This is a genomic window from Stenotrophomonas sp. STEN008, from assembly GCF_056760435.1.
The window spans coordinates 61,061-77,367 of record NZ_JBRRET010000004.1 but is presented as its reverse complement, the minus strand read 5'-3'; the positions used below and the strand labels follow the sequence as shown (position 1 = coordinate 77,367).

The following is a 16,307-nucleotide window of genomic DNA, read 5'->3' as shown; positions in this document are numbered from 1 at the left end:
AGCCCACATGCTTTCTGCAAAGAACCTGGTCAAGGAACACGGCACCCACCGGGCACTCGACGATGTCAGCTTCGAGGTGGGACCCGGCGAGATCTTCTGCCTGCTCGGAGCCAACGGTGCGGGAAAATCGACCACGATCAAGCTCTTTCTGGGCTTCCTCACCCCTACCTCCGGATCCGCGGAAGTCGATGGACTCAGCGCGCACCGGCACCCGCAGGAGGTGCGACGCAGGCTGCTGTACATCCCCGAGACCGTGGCGCTGTACGACGAGCTGTCCGGTCTTGAGAACCTGGACTACTTCGCGCGTCTGGCCGGCGTGGACGACCGCTCACCCGCCCGGCTGCGGGATGCACTGAGTACAGCGGGCCTGGCGCCGGATGTCTTCGGACGACGCGTGGGCCTCTACTCCAAGGGCATGCGGCAGAAGGTCGGCATTGCCCTGGCCATCGTCAAGGACGCCAAGGCACTGCTGCTTGACGAGCCAACCTCCGGCCTCGACCCCACCGCGTCGGCCGAGTTCCATGACCTGATCGTGCGGCAGCGTGATCGTGGCACCGCCATCCTGATGGCCACGCACGATCTGTTCCGCGCCCGCGAGGTGGCCACCACGATCGGCCTCATGCAGGCCGGGCGGCTGCGCAGGACATTGGATGCCACCACCATCACCGCCAACGATCTTGAGAGCCTGTACCTCGAGGAGATGAGCCGGAGCGCCTAGGCGACTCCGGCTCCCTGCCCTGCGGGCCGCTCTGCCCAGCGCCTGAGCCAGGCTTCGATGTTGACCTGCGGGCCGAAGATGCCGAGCACCTGCGACGAATGATCCGGGCCGACCCGGCGGATGCCAGCGTCGGCCGAGGCGCTGTCGATGTACCCACGCCGGGCCAGTAGCCCATCGACAAGCAGGCTGCGGATGAACGCCTGATGACCCTGGGTGACCGCGACCGAATGATCGTCGAGGTAGGACTTCACCTTCCGCGACAGTAGAGCGTCCGGCAGCAGCCCCTGCAAGGCACGCCGTGCGATCGTCCGGTCCTCCGCGTCCGCCATGAGCAGACGCAGCGGCATGCGCGCGAACAGTTCGACCAGCGGTTGTGCGCTGATCGGAGAGACACCGTGCCAGCGACCCGCGCCCTCGAACGGATCAAGGACGCTGGTCGGAAACACCATCCGGCTGATGTGCGCAAGCTTGTACGGTGACACCTCATGGCCTTCGTTGCGCGCATGGCGCAGCCAGGCCGGTGGCGTGACGTCCTGCTCGGTCGCGTCGACCTTCACCCATTCGCAGGGGTTGCCCCAGCGACCGTTGATGCTGGCCGGCCGCCTGAGCAGCCCATGGATCACCGCATCCTTGAGGACGCCATAAAGCGAATCGCCCGACTGTGCGGTTTCAAAGGCGACCCGGAAGAAGTGGCGGTCGATGCCGCGCCGCCAGGCATGGTCGATCGCCGCAGCGTTGCCCTTGAAGCGCAGGAAGACCGCGTCGCCGCCGACGCCGGTGAACTGCACGGTATCTGCGTCAAAGGTGACATCACGGCGATGCAGAAGGTAGCCCGAGCAATGTGCCGGCCGCGCCGTCCGCGGGAAGGTCATGATCTCTTCCAGCGCGCAGTGGGGTTGCCGCCGGTACTCGACGAACCCGCAGCGCCGGCCCGACGACTCACTGGCACCGGCCACCGCCATGCGGGCGAACATCCGCTCATCGGCACCGATGCCGTCGTCATAGTGGTGGACACAGTCCACTTCCGGCATGGAAGGTGCGTGCAGCAGGCCGGCGAGGATGATGGAGGAATCCAGCCCACCCGACAGCTGCAGCTGGATACGCCGGTGCCGGCTGGCCAGGGCACCGATGCAGCCCAGCAGCGTGGAGCGCGCGAGCTGCACCGCCTCCTGCAGGTCTTCGATCGGTTCGTCGCGGGCCAGGCGCACGATGTCCCACTGGCACTGCCGGCTGACCGGCTCGCCATCGCGGATCGACACGGCCTCCCCGGCCTCGATGGCGGTGACCTCCCTGAAGCCGGTCTGCAACCCGTCACGGAACGGAAACAGCAGCGAGTAGGACAGGAAGGGCCAGTCGATGCTGAAATCGCGCAGGCCCAGTGCAAGGCAGTCTTCCATGCTGGAGAAGACCACCGTCAGCTGATCCGCCGTCGTCATGTAACAGGGAATTTCAGCGGTGGGATCACGCAGGACGAACCAGCTCGATGACTGCGGCTGGTAGCCGAACGCTACATAGCGGCCCCAGTAGTGCTGCACGAGGGTTTTTCCCTGCGTGCCGCAGGCCGCATCGGCGGCGGCCGCATCCAGTGGCACGCGCGCGGGCACGGTATCCCGGCCGAAATTCCTGTCGAACAGCGCGCCGAGCACGACCAGCGAGCCGCAGCGGCTGCAGTCCAGGTAGCCCGGGTTGTCACTCTGGACATAGATCGCGGCGCCGTGGTCGTTCATCACGCAGGTGACGCCGGCGTGCATGGCCTCGATGCGCTGCATCGCCTGCTGCGCCCGGGCGGTTGCGGAGTCGCAGGAGGTGTTCCAGAGCACGGCGATGTATCGATACATGCGTGAGGCGCCTCTACAGCACCAGGATGGGAACCATCCGGCGCAGGTTGAAGGGGATATCGGTCAGGACCTGATCGCCGTGCTGCAGCCAGCAGTGCGCCGCGAAGGGCTGGGTCCTGACCGCGAACACCCAGTCCGCGACGATTCCATGCCTGGACAGGAATTCGCGCATCGCCAGGCAGTAGAGAAAGCACTCGTCCGTCTTCCTGAAGGCCAACGGCCGCAGCCAGTCGAACACCCGGACGCGCAGGGCCAGCTCCTGCACGCCTACGTCCGTGCGCTGTGATCCCTGCGCACGCCTGCGCGCCGAGGACACTGTTTGGCTGAAAGGAAGGAACGTCCTGCTGCATCCGGCACGCATGCACGCAGCCATGAATCTGCGGACGTCACGTGCGGTGATGCGCGGACAACCGCGAGGTTCACCGTCGCGTATCCAGTGGCGCGGCAGCGCGATCGAAGCACTGGTCGCGGCTTTGCCTCGCTGCGGATCGTCGGTGATCAGCCCGCGTTGCAGCAGCGACTGCAACAGATCCGGCATCCGCCGGCCGTCTGCCGGCAACGGCCAACCCAGCACCAGCCCGCCCAGGCTGGCAGCACGATGGCGGTCGAGCGACAGGTATTTTCCCGTCGCCTGGTCCAGGATCACCATTGCATCGCCGGTGACACAGACATGGGCCTGCTTCGACAGGAAATAGCGCGCCGCAGGCTGTTCCATTACGTGATCTCTTCAGTCCAGGCGGAGAAGCGGTGCATGCGCAGGGCATGCACCGCAGGTCATGCATGCCGCAGTGGATCAGGGCGAGGTGGTCGGGAACACGCCATCCCACAAGGTGCCGTGGTTGTGTGCCTTGGTTTCCGAAACCACCGAGCCCAGCTCGATCAGATCACCGCCCACACCCTGGTCTTCAGGGTTCTGCTGTCCTGCCACTACACCCAGCTCAATCAGCTCGTTCATGAACATCTCCTCTTGTCAGTGGATGTATCCGGGCGTCGTGCCACGGATACGGAGCAGCCAAGCCACCATCGCTGCGCGTGTTGCAGAGCGATTGCCGTCAAGGCATGCAAATGTTACGATATAACATATTATTTCAGTGTGACGACTGTCGCTGTCCGGCAACGTCGACACGCGTTCTCGAAGGGGAAATGGATGAGCGACCCGATCAGTGACGATGGCCTTGAGCCCACCCTTCTGCTCAAAGGACCGTTCCCGCTGCCGAGGTTCATCCGCTTCATCAGGGAGCGATGCCCGCCCGGATGCTTCGATGAGGCGATGCTGGTGGAGGAATGGAAGAGCGCCCGCGCCGACGCGCTGCGCCAGCTGAAGGAAGAGGCCAACGACGCCGACGCGGTCGAGGTGCATGCACTTCCTGCGGAGATGGCGGCGCTGGCCGACCACGCGCCACGCCAACCGTCGATGCACCGCATGACGAACAACGTGCCGCGCGCATGGCAGATGGTCGAGATCGACCGGCTGGTGGTCTTCCAGGAGAGCATCAACCTGCGCCATGTCGGCGAGCTTGCCGCGGCCTTCCCCGCCTCCCCCACGGCACAGGACATCATGGAGCTGGTTGCACGCAACGGGCGGCACGCTCACCCGCCGGTCCGCGCGTCCCGGTCCGAAGGCAGCTACACCTTTGCGTCCAGCTCCAACGACCTGCGCTTTCTGGACGTGGCGACGATCGACCCGTCCGCCATCGCCGGCTACGAACCCTTCGGTGCAGCCAGCCACGCGCTGGTCATCTATCTGGGCTTCAGCGACAACCTCGTCAGTGCCACCCGGATCGGCAACCGCCTGATCCTGACCAATGGCTCCCATCGCCTGTACCTGCTGCGCCAGCTTGGGCTCCGCCATGTACCGTGCCTGGTGACTGACGCCTCCGACAGCGACTTCAGTGACGTGCTGTTGCCGGCAGCAGTCAAGCAGGACCGTGCGTTCTATCTGGGCTCGGCACGGCCGCCGTTGTTCAGGGACTACTTCGATCCACGCCTGACCCGCATCGTGCCGGTGATCCGCAAGAACTATGCGCTGCGGGCCACGCTGGACCTGCAGAGGATCACGGTGCCGGCGGTGTAGCGCGTGCGTCAACCCAGCGCCGAAGGTTGATGCCGGCCCAGCCATTGCTGCGGCCTGGAAGGAAGGCGCCGGATCGTTCCGGCACCTCCCGCCTCCAGCTTTACCTCTGGATCAGCCGTCTGGTCGTCACCAGGCGTACTTCACACCCAGCTGCCCCATGATTTCCCGATAGCCGTGCTGGCCGCGGCGGGCACCCCACTCGCCCCACCCCGACCAGCCGCTGCCAAGCCTGGCCTGTGCGCCGGCTTTGACCTCGTAGCGATCCTTCGGCTCATCACTGCGCAGGCGCTCACCATCGAATACCACACCGTTGTCATCGCGGCCACGCAGCCAGTTCAGCGCCAGATACGGCTGAACCCGGGTTGCTCCACTTGTGGCGTGGCCGTAAAGGCGCGCACCGACACGGGTGTGGATTCCGTTGTCGGCGTCACTGCGGACTACGGTCCCGTTGCGTTCGACCAGCGAGTCCGCGTCGTAATGACTGTAGCCGATCTGCATCTGCGGCTGGACGAAGACCTGCGAATCACCGGTATCCAGAATCAGGAACGCACGGCCGGCCTCGATCGAACCGGACCAGCTGCGGGCGTCGTAGCGCTCCTTGGCCAACGCAGTCCCTTCAACGGTATTGTTGAATTTGCCGTACTGAAGGCTGCCATCCACATACCAACCATCGCTCCGTCCCGGGTGCTGCAGCCACGTCGCATAGACGCCGGCCGAGTAGCCTTCCACCCGGCCCTTGGCGGAGTAGCCGGTAAGCGTGGATGTGGCTGTGTTTGTCACCCGCCCAGCGCCGAGCATGCCGCCCACACGAAGCCTGCCATCGCCGGCAACCCATGCATCTGCTCCGGCCTGGAGCAGTGAACGATTGCTGTCCACGTCCAGCTGCCGGGCAAGCGCACCGAAATCGGCCTGGCTGCGCGACGTACGTACCCAGACGGTCCGGTCTGCATCATCGAATGCGGGCTCGCCAATCCGGTCGTGCATCGAATGCTGGAACAGCGAGGCCGCCGAGCTCTGATTGGCCAGGTACACGCCCGGCTCTGGACGCAGCACGGGTTCGGTCGGGCATTCCGGTGCGGTGGGATCGGTCAGGCAGGGGTCGGCCGGATCGAGGTACTCGGAGCGCAGATACCAGTCACCGTCGTTCGGGTCGGCCTTCCCGCCCTGGAACACGAAGTACTCGTACTGGCCGGCAACTGCGCGCCCGCGCAGATGGAACTGGCCACTGGAGGCGCCGTCCACCTGGACGATACGGATGCCGTCGGTCGTCTGCGCCCCTGCACCGCCGACATTGTTGATCACCAGGTCCGCGTCGCCGGACGTACTGCCCTTGATATGCAGACGGTCGCTGCTGGAGTCGTCCCCGCCCAGCATCGCATCCATCTGCACGGTGCCACCTGCACCGACGAAGTCGCCATCAATGGTGAAAGTGCCGAGTGTGCCGGCGTCGCCGCCCGGCGCCAGCACACCGCCCGCAGTGAGCGTCACCCCCCCCGCCGTGCCTGTGCCCTCGAGGCGACTGCCGGATTCGACCGTGATGTTTCCGCCCAATGCGCCGTCCAGACGCAGGGTGCCGCCGTGAACACTCGCACCACCTGCGAAGGCGGACGAGTCTGCGGTCAGGATCAAACGCCCCAGATCGGTCTTGAGCAACGTGCCGGTCCCTTCCAGCTGCGATGCGATGGTGGCGGTGATCGATGCGCCGTCGGCCGTGCCATCACCCACGCGGATGACGGATTCGGTCGCACTCAGGCCCAGCGCGGCGCCCTCGATGCGATAGCCATCGACAGCGAACTGCATGCCTGTCGCCGTGATGCCACCATGGCTGTCATCGACCAGAACCGTTCCCGCATCGCCCTGGAAAATGGCGAACTGACCGCCCCACTGGTCATTGGCCGATCCGTTCGCCTTGGTCCACTGACGATTGTCAGCATCCCAGGTGCCACTGCCACCGTTGATGGTGCCGTCAGCGGTTTCATTCGGGCCGTCCCAGAACTGCACCGAGACGCCCGTGCTGTTGACCAGGTTGACCTGGTTGGCGATGGCCGTCTGGATGGCCAGATCCGCCGGATCCGTGCCCGCCGGCGCGCTGGTGATATCCAGGCCGTTGTCGGTCAATGCACCGCCGTAGTCGAACAGGCGGTAGACGCCCGGCCCGAATCCTCCCAGATCACTCACTTCCAGGCGGCCATCCAGGATCAGGTTGCCATTGACATTGAACAACGCCGCTGAGCCTGGCATGCCAAGCGCGGTCTGCACGATGCTGCCGCCCGACAGCTGCAGCGAGTCCATCGCCAGTGCATTTCCCTGTTGGCCGTAAAGCGTCGCGCCATCTGCGATCGTCACTGCGCCGGAAACGGTGCCGTAGCCACCGAACGTCGTACCGCTGCTGGCGATCAGCGTCGGCGTGACCAGGCTGGCGCCGTCCAGATGCAGAGCACCGCTGTTCACGGATACGGTGTCGCTGAAGCTGGAGGAACCCGACAGGCGCCAATCGATGCCGTTCATGGCCAGCGACGCGAACCCAGCCACATTGGCGTCCTCGCTGCCGCTTCCTGCCAGGATGAGGCGACTGTTGGCACCGGTGCTCTGTACGTCGCCGTCCAGAAGGGAGCCGGTGTCCAGCGTCAACAGCGCGTCGTCACCGCCGATGCTGATGGCGGTGCCGCCCGTGCCACGGATGGTGCCGGTGTTATGGAGGCTGTTCCCGCTCCCGCTAACCCGCACGCCCTGGCCGCCCTCGATCAGGCCGCTGTTGGTCAGGGTCAGTGTGCCGGCGGCAAGCGTACCCAGACCGTTCGTCCTGATGCCGATGGTGCTACCCATCAGCGTTCCGCTGTTGTCAACGACGGCATTGGCTGCCAACAGCGACAGGCCCATATCCGAGCCGGTCACATTGGCGGTGTTGGTGAGATCCACGTCGATGAGCGTGCCCTTGCCGTGAACCGCGATCGCCGAGCCACCCGATGTGCTTCCTACCGACGTCACATCACCGCTGTTGGTGACCGTGGCCTTACGGCCGCCATTGACGTAGATGCCGGTGACGTCGCCGATGATGGCGCTGCGATTGTCGATTTCGTAAGTTGCAGCGCCTGAGCCATCGGAACCGACCGAGATGGCTGTCTGCCGCACATCAATGGTGCCGGTCTGGACAATGCTGATATTACCGGTCCGGTTCATCTGAGCATTGATGCCGCCACCAGCCGTACTGGCACCTGCGATCGTTCCACTGTGGTTGATCGTCATGTCGCCGGTGCCACCTGCGTTGGCAACGGCCTTGATGCCGCGACCGCCTTGACTCTCGGTGCTGACAGTGCCGCGGGCGATGATATCGATGGCGCCGCCGACATCGACGTACATGGCTTCGCTGCCCAGGCCGCTGATGTCGATCTCGCCATCGTTGACGAGGGTGGCGTTGCTGCCGGCTCCCTGGTCGCGCATCAGCACGCCCATCTGGCCGGTGTTCAACGCGGAGTTGCCCACCACGATGCGCGCGCCGTCCTCGATGGTAACCCCCAGGTTGCCCGCGACCGCCGCTGCACCATTGGCGGTGCCCGTGGCAAAGCCCGCCGTAGTGGTGGCGCTGTTGGTCGGCGCGCTTCCTGTGGTGTCCACCACTGCGCCGGATGCCAGCGTCAGATGGACGTCGCTGCCGGTATAGATGACGCCACCCGTGTAGGGGTTGCCGCTATCGTCACAGACGATGATCGTGCCGGTTCCACACTCGTCGGCAGCGAGCGCACCGCCGATCTGGCTCAGGAACAATGATGTGGCGATTGCGAGCGGGGCGAGGCGGCGGAGTGGCACTACCTGCCCACGCATGCCCGGCATGATCATGATCTTCTTGGTCTTCATTCAAGTTTTCCTTTTGACGAAGTAGCCGAGAACTGCGCGTCGGCGACGGCCCCGGCCAGACATGCCCGGGGATCCGTGCCCTGATCTCACGAACGCTCTGTCCTGCAATGCCCCCTGCGTACCGTGAGCATGGTGCTGCTCCTGGAGTGCGAAGCGTCACATCTGAAGGTCAATGAACGGCGTATCCAATCGGGCGAGCACAAAGCGTAGTGCGGCTACAGAGATGCCTGGTGCACTGCGCGGCAGCGCATCAGGCCGCCGGGATGCTCTCAGACCCCGTCAATCGCTTGAATAGAGAAAGTTGCGGTTTCAGTCCCTGCATGGAGGGAGCTCCTTGCACGGGACTTGCGCCTGTATAGATCAACCTTGATAGGCACAACCGTGACACTCATCGCATTTATGATACGAAGCGGATCGCAATCCATCTCCGTACCCGGTGTCCCGGACGCGTGTGCCGCCACCGGCCCCCTCTAGTCCACCCGCACACCGCGCCCGTACGGCGCATCCAGCAGCGGCATGCCGTCCTGGCTCCAATGCACCGGCTGGATGCGCGGCGAGCGCCTGGCGGTGCAGCCCATGTCCGGCCCCGGGTTGGCGTGGTAGATGATCCACGACGCGCCGTCGGCCATCTGGAAGAAACCGTTGTGCCCCGGCGCGTACACGTTGCCAGCAGGATGCTTGGCAAGGATCGGCTGCTTCGCCTTGTGCCACGCGCTCGCATCCAGCGGATCGGCGCCCGCCTTGGCGTGCAGCAGTCCAATCGCGTAGTCATCCGACCAGCACGCACTGCCCGAATAGGTCAGGAACAGATCGCCGCGTGGGCCCTGCAGGAACTCCGGCCCCTCCAGGATCTGCCGCCCGCCCTGTCGCTCCCACGCCTGGTCGGGCCGCGCAATGATGGTTTCGCTGCCCCGCAGGGTCCAGGGGTTGGCCATGGCCACGATGGCCAGCACGCTGTCCGGTCCCACGTAGGGTGAATACACGAAGTAGCGCTTGCCGCCGGTTACGAAAGTGGTGCCGTCGATGCCGGGGTGTGCCGTGGCCAGCCGTCCGCGATCGGTCCATGTACCCCGGGTCGGATCGGCATTGCTGTTCTCCAGCACGAACACCCCCCGATGGGCGTCTTCCTGGCCTTCGGGTGCATCGCCCGCTGCCGCCGTGTAGTAGATGTACCAGCGCTCATCAATGCGATGCAGTTCCGGCGCCCAGATCGACTTGGCATTCGCCCCCGTTGCCGGCGGACGCCACACCGTGACTTCGCGCGCGTCAGCCAGGTGCGCAAGGTCGCGGGTGGCGCGGATGGCGAGGCGATCACCGTGCGTGCCCATGTAATAGAACACGTCCCCATCGCGGGTGATCCACGGGTCCGGCCCGGAGTCCAGCAGCGGATTGTCCACCGCCGGCGTTGCGGCGGACGCGTTCGTCGATACCTGAAGCAGCGCTGCAAGCGCCATGGAAAGCGTGCCGTTCATTGCGTTCCCCTCCCGACTGGAACTGCGCCGGCAGGCTTGCCAGCGAGCGGCAACCAAACCATATAATCAGACAATAGGCAACACCATCGCCGCCAAGGAACCACCATGCAGCAGGACCACCCCGACAGCATCATCGGCATCAACTGGGGCAGCAGCAATCTGCGCGCCTATCTGATCGGACCCAACGGTGAGCGGCTTGATGCCCATGAAATGCCCGCGGGCGTGGCCACGCTGGACCGTGACGACATGGTGGTGGCCGCCAACACGATCCGCGCACGCTGGCCGGCTGCACGCCACGCCTATGCGGCCGGCATGATCGGGTCGAATGTCGGCTGGATCGATGCCGGCTACGTGGAGTGCCCTGCAGGTGTTGCCTCGATCGCGCAGCAGTTGGTGCCGACCCGGATCGGCGGGCTCTCCGTGAGCATCGTGCCCGGCATGGCCTGCGTGCGCCCCGTGGATGGCATGCCGGACGTGCTCCGCGGCGAGGAGACCGAGCTGCTGGGGCTGCTGCGCGGCGGCGATGTCGGCCCCGATGCCATCGTGGCGCTGCCGGGTACGCATACCAAGTGGATCCAGCTGATCGACGGCCAGGTGCAGAGCTTCATGACCTCGATGTCCGGCGAACTGTTCGATCGACTGGCCAGTGGCGGCCTGCTTGCCTCGGTGCTGGACGGACCGGGTGAGCCAGGACCGGCCTTCGCCGAGGGTGTGCATGCAGGCGCCGACCGCCGACTGGGCCTGGGTGCGCTGCTCTTCGGCGTGCGGGCACGGATGATCCGCGGCACCCTGCCGCGCACGGCGACCAGCGCTTACCTGCGCGGACTGCTGGCCGGTGCGGAGATTGCAGACGCATTGGCGCTGTTCCCCGGGCTGAGGTCGGCGTCGGTGCCACTGGTGGGCTCCGGACCGGTCACCCGGCTGTACCAGGCGGCGCTGTCGGAAATCGGCATCGCCACGCACGCGGTGGCGTCCGCCGACGCCGTGGTGCGCGGCTTCTCCGCACTGCACGCGATGACCGCGACTGCGCGTTGACCCCAGCCGAACGCGGCGGTCCGATCACGTGCTGCGTCGCAACGTGCGTATTGTCTGATTATATGTTTTTGTACGCATCACGACATCGAGAGGGGTCTTGAGCAATGCGTGCTGGCAAGGGGAAGACGGCAGGGCTGATCGGCGTACTGGCACTGTCTGCAGTGGGCGCAGGTCAGGCACAGGAACGCGCTGTGGTAGGCCGGACAGCCGATGGCACCGTGGTGGAGTCGATCCTGCTGCGTGACGGCACCGGCATGCAGGCCACGGTACTGACGCTGGGCGCTGCACTGCATTCACTGGAAGTGCCGGACCGTGATGGCGCATACGCGGATGTACTGCTTGGCGACGCGACGCTCAAGGCGACGCTCGACAATCCGCAGTACTTCGGCACGATCGTCGGCCGCTTCGCCAACCGCATCGCCAAGGGTCGCTTCACCCTGGATGGCAGGACCTATCAGGTACCGGTCAACAATGGGCCGAACAGCCTGCACGGCGGCACCCGCGGCTTCGACAAGGTGGTGTGGAAGATCGTCGACGCCGCCGCCGATCACGCCACCCTGCAGCATGTCAGCCCTGACGGCGACCAGGGTTATCCGGGCACGCTCACGGTCACGGCAACCTACGCATTGAAGGGCAATGGCCGGCTGGAGGTGGAGTACCGCGCCACGACCGATGCACCGACCATCGTCAACCTCAGCAACCACGCATACTGGAATCTGTCCGGCGAGGGTTCCGGCTCGGCGATGGATCACGAATTGACCATTCCGGCCAGCGCCTATACGCCGGTGGATGCGAGCCTGATTCCCACGGGCGTGCTGCAGCCGGTGCAAGGCACCGCCTTCGACTTCCGCACGGCCAAGCCGATCGGGCGCGACCTGCGCCAGGGCAATGAGCCGCAGCTGCTGCATGGTCGCGGCTACGACCACAACTGGGTCATCAGCAGATCGCCCACGCGCGAGCCGCGCGAAGTCGCCCGCGTGCACGACCCGCGCTCGGGCCGGGTCATGACCGTGCTGTCCACGCAGCCTGGCCTGCAGTTCTATTCGGGCAACTTCCTCGACGGCAGCACCGTGGGCAAGAGTGGCCGTGTCTATCGCCAGGGCGATGCCATCGCGCTGGAACCGCAGCTGTTCCCGGACACACCGAACCAGCCGTCGTTCGGCTCGGCGCGGCTGGCCCCGGGCGAGACCTATGTGAACCGCATCGTCTACGACTTCTCGACCGACCGCACACCGCCCGCCCGCTGATCCCGCGCAGCTGGCACGCCGGTCGCCCACGGCACCGGCAATCCGACGCAGTACGCACCGCCCGCCTCCTGGCTCACGCCAGGACGGGCAGCTCATGAACCAAGGAGATGCATCTCATGCGAAAGTGGCTTACCCCTTTGCTGGCAACGCTGTTCGCCGTCGCACCGATGGCGCATGCGACCGACGCCGCACGCTGGACCCCGGCCGAAGCCGACGCGTGGTATTCCAGACAGCAGTGGCTGGTGGGCGCGAACTACACCACCTCCAACGCCATCAACCAGCTGGAGATGTTCCAGGCCGAGACCTTCGATCCGGCAGCCATCGACCGCGAACTCCGCTGGGCGCGCGAGCAGTTCGGCATGAACACCATGCGCGTCTACCTGCATGACCTGCTGTGGCAGCAGGACCCGCAGGGCCTGCTGAAGCGCATCGACACCTTCCTGTCCATCGCCGAGAAGAACGGCATCCGCCCGATGCTCGTGCTGTTCGACAGCTGCTGGGACCCGGATCCGGTGCTCGGCCCGCAGCGCCGTCCGATTCCCGGCGTGCACAACTCCGGCTGGGTGCAGAGCCCGAGCCGCCACATGCTGGTGGACCGCGCCAATGACGCGCACTTCCAGGCCTATGTGGAGGGCGTGATCGGTCACTTCGCCAATGACACGCGCGTGCTGGCCTGGGACCTGTGGAACGAGCCGGACAACCCCGGGGGTGGCAACTACATGGACAAGCAGCTGCCGGGCGAGCAGGAACGCATCGCCGAACTGCTGCCGAAGATCTTCGACTGGGCACGCGCGAAGAAGCCGGTGCAGCCGCTCACCAGCGGCGTGTGGATCGGCGATGACTGGTCGCCGGGCGCCGCATCGCTCACCGCGATCCAGCGCACGCAGCTGGAGCAGTCGGATGTGATCACATTCCACAACTACGAGCAGCCGGAGGCATTCGTTGCCCGCATTGCACAGCTGCGCAGGTACGGCCGCCCGCTGATCTGCACCGAATGGCTGGCACGCGGCGCAGGCTCGAACGTGGACACGATCCTTCCGATCGCCCGCCGCGAGAACATCGGCATGATCAACTGGGGGTTCGTGGACGGCGCGATCCAGACCCGCTTCCCCTGGGACAGCTGGCAGCGCCCCTACACGATGGAAGCCCCCACCGTGTGGTTCCACGATCTGCTGAAGGCCGACGGCACGCCCTACCGGGCACGCGAAGCCGAGCTGTTCCGCAGGCTGGCCAAGACCCCGCGCACCTCCGTTCCCGCTTTCTGACCCTACTGGCGCCCGCCTTCGCATGAAGGCGTGCCACTCAACCGCGACTGCTTTCCGGAATCCGGAGATACCGCCATGACCGCTCGTTCTTCCCGCACCGTGCTTTCCCTGGCCATCCTTTCGGCCCTCGCCCTGCCCTCTCTGGTGCAGGCGCAGGAGGCCGGCCCGCAGGAGGCCGTCAACCTGGACACGGTCACCGTGACCGCGCTGCGCCAAAGCCTGCAGACCGCCCAGTCGATCAAGCAGGAGGCGGAGATGGTCGTTGATTCGATCGTTGCCGAAGACATCGGCAAGCTGCCCGACAACAGCGTGGCCGACGCCCTGCAGCGCGTTACCGGCGTGCAGGTGGCTCAAGGCAACCAGGGCGAGACCACCGGGGTGGTGATCCGCGGCCTGCCGAACGTGATCAGCACCCTCAACGGCCGTGAGATCTTCAGCAGCTCCGGCCGCGGCTACGCCTTCCAGAACCTGCCGGCCACCGCCATCAAGAGCCTGAACGTCTACAAGAGCAGCGAGGCGAGCCTGCCACTGGGCGGCATCGCGGGCCTGGTGGACATCCAGCTGCGCCGCCCGCTGGATTTCGACGGTGCGGAGATCGCCGGCACCGTGACCGGTACGCACAGCAAGTACGGTGGCGACATCGATCCCTCCGCCAGCCTGCTGCTGAGCAACCGCTGGGACACCGATGCCGGCGAAATCGGCGCCATGGTCAACTTCGGCTATGTCGGCAAGCGCTATGCGTACGATGCGGTGTGGGGTGACTTCCCGAAGGTGCTGGAGAATCCGGATGGCACGCCGGCACGTACCGATGACGGCAACCTGATCGCCGCCCCCAATGGCTGGGGCACCAACTACAACCATGGCGACCGCAAGCGCAGTGCGTTCAACTATGCCCTGCAGTGGAAACCCAGCGAACGCACCGAGGTCTATGTCGAGGGCCTCTATGATTTCGTGCGAGACGATTATGACCAGGCGTTCCTGTTCAGTTTCCCGGTCGGGGTGGTGCCGCCGACGGGGCTGCAGGTCGGCGACAACTGCTATGCCAACCGCCTGGACGGGCCGCTCTCCGGCCAGACCATCTGCGACGCCACCGCAGGTACATGGACCGGCGACAGCTATGCCGCCAGCAGCACCCAGGCGCACAAGCAGCGCGGCCAGGACATCCAGAACGCGCTGGGCTTCAAGTGGCGCGGCGACCAGCTGCGGCTGTCCACCGAAGTGGCCCGTACGTCCGGCTACTACCGCGATGAGAACTTCATCATCGACACCTTCCTGGCCGGGCCGATCACCACCGTATGGGACGGCACCTCGGGCAAGCACCAGAACTGGCACCTGGCCGGCAACCCGGCCATGGATCCGTCGCGCTTCTACCTCAATGGCCTGTTCCAGACCTGGGGCGAGTCGCGCGGCGAGGAAAACAGCTGGCGCGGCGACGGAACGTTCGAGTTCCTCGACGGCCCGATCGCCAACCTCCAGTTCGGCCTGCGCTATGCCGACCGTACCGCCAGCGCCAAGGGCAGCGTGGAAATCAGCACGCCGCCGCCAGGCGGTGCCGGTACGGGCAACATCACCGCCTCGCCTAACCCGGGCAACCAGGTGGTGGGGCTGTTCCCGGCCAGCAGCTTCTTCTGCAGCAAGCGCGGCAACTCCGCACTGAGCCAGTCGTTCCTGACGCCCTGCTACGACTACCTGATCGACAACGCCGACGCGCTGCGCCGTTACTACGGTCTGCCGGACGGACTGGCGGCGGAGAATCCCGGCCGCTTCTTCGATATCGAAGAACGCAAGAGCGCCGGCTACCTGCAGGCGAAGTACGACTTCGATCTGGGCGGCCTGCGCGTGGATGGCCTGGTAGGCGTGCGTGCGGAGAAGATCAAGCGTGAACTCAACGCCTTCTCGTTCGACGCGGGCACGGGTGTCTACAGTGCCATCACCCGCAGCACGCAGGACACCAATGCCCTGCCCAACGCGAGCCTGAACCTGCACTTCAACGATGCCTGGCAGCTGCGCGTGCTGGCGGCCAAGACACTGAGCTATCCGGACTTCGGTGCCTTGAACCCGTCGATCTCGCTGAACCCCGGCACCGTCAACCGGGCGGGCGTGGCCAGCAGTGGCAACCCCGACCTGAGCCCGATCAAGTCGACCAACTACGACATGTCACTGGAGTGGTACTTCTCCCCGGTGGGCTACGTCAGTGCGGGCGTGTTCTATCGTGACATCGATGGCTACATCCAGAACTACATCACCAATGTGGTCATCGCCGGGGAGGACTACGAGCTGTCATCCCCGCAGAGCGCCGGCAGCGGCCATCTGCAGGGTGTCGAGCTGGCCTACCAGCAGACCTTCGACTTCCTGCCCGGCGCCTGGAGCGGCCTGGGTGCGCAGTTCAACTACACCTACATCGAAGGCGATACCAAGTCTCCGGAGTTCCTTGGCGGACCCGTGATCTCGCGGCCGCTGCAGAACGTCTCGAAGAACAACTACAACGCCGTGCTGTTCTACGAGAACTTCGGCCTGAGTGCGCGCCTGGCCTACGGCTACCGCAGCCGGTACATCGATTTCTTCACCCAGCCCACGGTCGCCGGAACGGAGGACCAGGTCGAGCCGGCCAGCTCGCTGGACTTCTCGATCAGCTACGACGTGACCCCGCGCGCCACGGTGGTGTTCTCGGCCACCAACCTGCTGGGCAACAACCTGCACCAGTACTGGGGCAGCGGCAACACGCGGCCGCGCGACATCCGTTACCAGGACAAGACCCTGGGCATGGGCTTCCGGTTCAAGCTCTGATGAGGACGCTCCCCCA

At 65.5% G+C, this 16,307-nt stretch carries 11 protein-coding genes; 6 read left to right on the top strand and 5 right to left on the bottom strand.

The window, feature by feature from the left end; all coding sequences use genetic code 11:
* Positions 1 to 7 precede the first annotated feature (7 nt).
* A complete protein-coding gene (locus ACVOME_RS03355; RefSeq protein ID WP_053515807.1) occupies positions 8 to 718 on the top strand; it encodes an ABC transporter ATP-binding protein in 711 nt (236 codons plus the stop codon).
* Here ACVOME_RS03355 and ACVOME_RS03350 read toward each other — a convergent pair.
* The 3 genes from ACVOME_RS03350 to ACVOME_RS03340 form a co-directional block, all read right to left on the bottom strand.
* A complete protein-coding gene (locus ACVOME_RS03350; RefSeq protein ID WP_481504727.1) occupies positions 715 to 2,556 on the bottom strand; it encodes an asparagine synthase-related protein in 1,842 nt (613 codons plus the stop codon). The genes ACVOME_RS03355 and ACVOME_RS03350 overlap by 4 nt on opposite strands.
* Positions 2,557 to 2,569: 13 nt before the next feature.
* Positions 2,570 to 3,271 carry a lasso peptide biosynthesis B2 protein gene (locus tag ACVOME_RS03345; protein ID WP_277380691.1) on the bottom strand — a complete coding sequence of 234 codons (702 nt, stop codon included), beginning with the start codon at positions 3,269 to 3,271 and terminating at the stop codon, positions 2,570 to 2,572.
* Between the two features lie 78 nt (positions 3,272 to 3,349).
* A complete protein-coding gene (locus tag ACVOME_RS03340; RefSeq protein ID WP_180875215.1) occupies positions 3,350 to 3,511 on the bottom strand; it encodes a hypothetical protein in 162 nt (53 codons plus the stop codon).
* Positions 3,512 to 3,703: 192 nt separating this feature from the next.
* On the opposite strand from ACVOME_RS03340, the gene ACVOME_RS03335 reads away from it, so the two are divergent.
* Complete coding sequence (locus ACVOME_RS03335; protein WP_481504726.1) at positions 3,704 to 4,630, top strand: ParB N-terminal domain-containing protein; 927 nt, start codon at positions 3,704 to 3,706, stop codon at positions 4,628 to 4,630.
* A 126-nt stretch (positions 4,631 to 4,756) separates the two neighbouring features.
* Here ACVOME_RS03335 and ACVOME_RS03330 read toward each other — a convergent pair whose 3' ends face one another.
* Together ACVOME_RS03330 and ACVOME_RS03325 are read right to left on the bottom strand one after the other, a co-directional pair.
* The gene (locus ACVOME_RS03330; RefSeq protein WP_481504725.1) at positions 4,757 to 8,485 is read right to left on the bottom strand and encodes an autotransporter outer membrane beta-barrel domain-containing protein; all 3,729 of its coding nucleotides are present in this window, start codon (positions 8,483 to 8,485) and stop codon (positions 4,757 to 4,759) included.
* A gap of 470 nt (positions 8,486 to 8,955) precedes the next feature.
* Positions 8,956 to 9,957 carry a glycoside hydrolase family 43 protein gene (locus ACVOME_RS03325; protein WP_481504724.1) on the bottom strand — a complete coding sequence of 334 codons (1,002 nt, stop codon included), beginning with the start codon at positions 9,955 to 9,957 and terminating at the stop codon, positions 8,956 to 8,958.
* Positions 9,958 to 10,062: 105 nt separating this feature from the next.
* On the opposite strand from ACVOME_RS03325, the gene ACVOME_RS03320 reads away from it, so the two are divergent.
* The 4 genes from ACVOME_RS03320 (at position 10,063) to ACVOME_RS03305 (ending at position 16,291) form a co-directional block, all read left to right on the top strand.
* The gene (locus ACVOME_RS03320) at positions 10,063 to 10,992 is read left to right on the top strand and encodes a 2-dehydro-3-deoxygalactonokinase (protein WP_111186940.1); all 930 of its coding nucleotides are present in this window, start codon (positions 10,063 to 10,065) and stop codon (positions 10,990 to 10,992) included.
* A 104-nt stretch (positions 10,993 to 11,096) separates the two neighbouring features.
* Complete coding sequence (locus ACVOME_RS03315; protein ID WP_065182275.1) at positions 11,097 to 12,239, top strand: aldose epimerase family protein; 1,143 nt, start codon at positions 11,097 to 11,099, stop codon at positions 12,237 to 12,239.
* A gap of 116 nt (positions 12,240 to 12,355) precedes the next feature.
* On the top strand, positions 12,356 to 13,504 hold the full coding sequence (locus tag ACVOME_RS03310; protein WP_481504723.1) for a cellulase family glycosylhydrolase: 1,149 nt from the start codon (positions 12,356 to 12,358) through the stop codon (positions 13,502 to 13,504).
* A gap of 75 nt (positions 13,505 to 13,579) precedes the next feature.
* Complete coding sequence (locus tag ACVOME_RS03305) at positions 13,580 to 16,291, top strand: TonB-dependent receptor (RefSeq protein WP_481504722.1); 2,712 nt, start codon at positions 13,580 to 13,582, stop codon at positions 16,289 to 16,291.
* The last annotated feature ends 16 nt before the right edge of the window (positions 16,292 to 16,307 follow it).

Coding starts and splice junctions, on each gene's coding strand:
- ACVOME_RS03355 (WP_053515807.1), top strand. CDS start 8: ATGCTTTCTGCAAAGAACCTGGTCAAGGAACACGGCACCCACCGGGCA.
- ACVOME_RS03350 (WP_481504727.1), bottom strand. CDS start 2,556: ATGTATCGATACATCGCCGTGCTCTGGAACACCTCCTGCGACTCCGCA.
- ACVOME_RS03345 (WP_277380691.1), bottom strand. CDS start 3,271: ATGGAACAGCCTGCGGCGCGCTATTTCCTGTCGAAGCAGGCCCATGTC.
- ACVOME_RS03340 (WP_180875215.1), bottom strand. CDS start 3,511: ATGAACGAGCTGATTGAGCTGGGTGTAGTGGCAGGACAGCAGAACCCT.
- ACVOME_RS03335 (WP_481504726.1), top strand. CDS start 3,704: ATGAGCGACCCGATCAGTGACGATGGCCTTGAGCCCACCCTTCTGCTC.
- ACVOME_RS03330 (WP_481504725.1), bottom strand. CDS start 8,485: ATGAAGACCAAGAAGATCATGATCATGCCGGGCATGCGTGGGCAGGTA.
- ACVOME_RS03325 (WP_481504724.1), bottom strand. CDS start 9,957: ATGAACGGCACGCTTTCCATGGCGCTTGCAGCGCTGCTTCAGGTATCG.
- ACVOME_RS03320 (WP_111186940.1), top strand. CDS start 10,063: ATGCAGCAGGACCACCCCGACAGCATCATCGGCATCAACTGGGGCAGC.
- ACVOME_RS03315 (WP_065182275.1), top strand. CDS start 11,097: ATGCGTGCTGGCAAGGGGAAGACGGCAGGGCTGATCGGCGTACTGGCA.
- ACVOME_RS03310 (WP_481504723.1), top strand. CDS start 12,356: ATGCGAAAGTGGCTTACCCCTTTGCTGGCAACGCTGTTCGCCGTCGCA.
- ACVOME_RS03305 (WP_481504722.1), top strand. CDS start 13,580: ATGACCGCTCGTTCTTCCCGCACCGTGCTTTCCCTGGCCATCCTTTCG.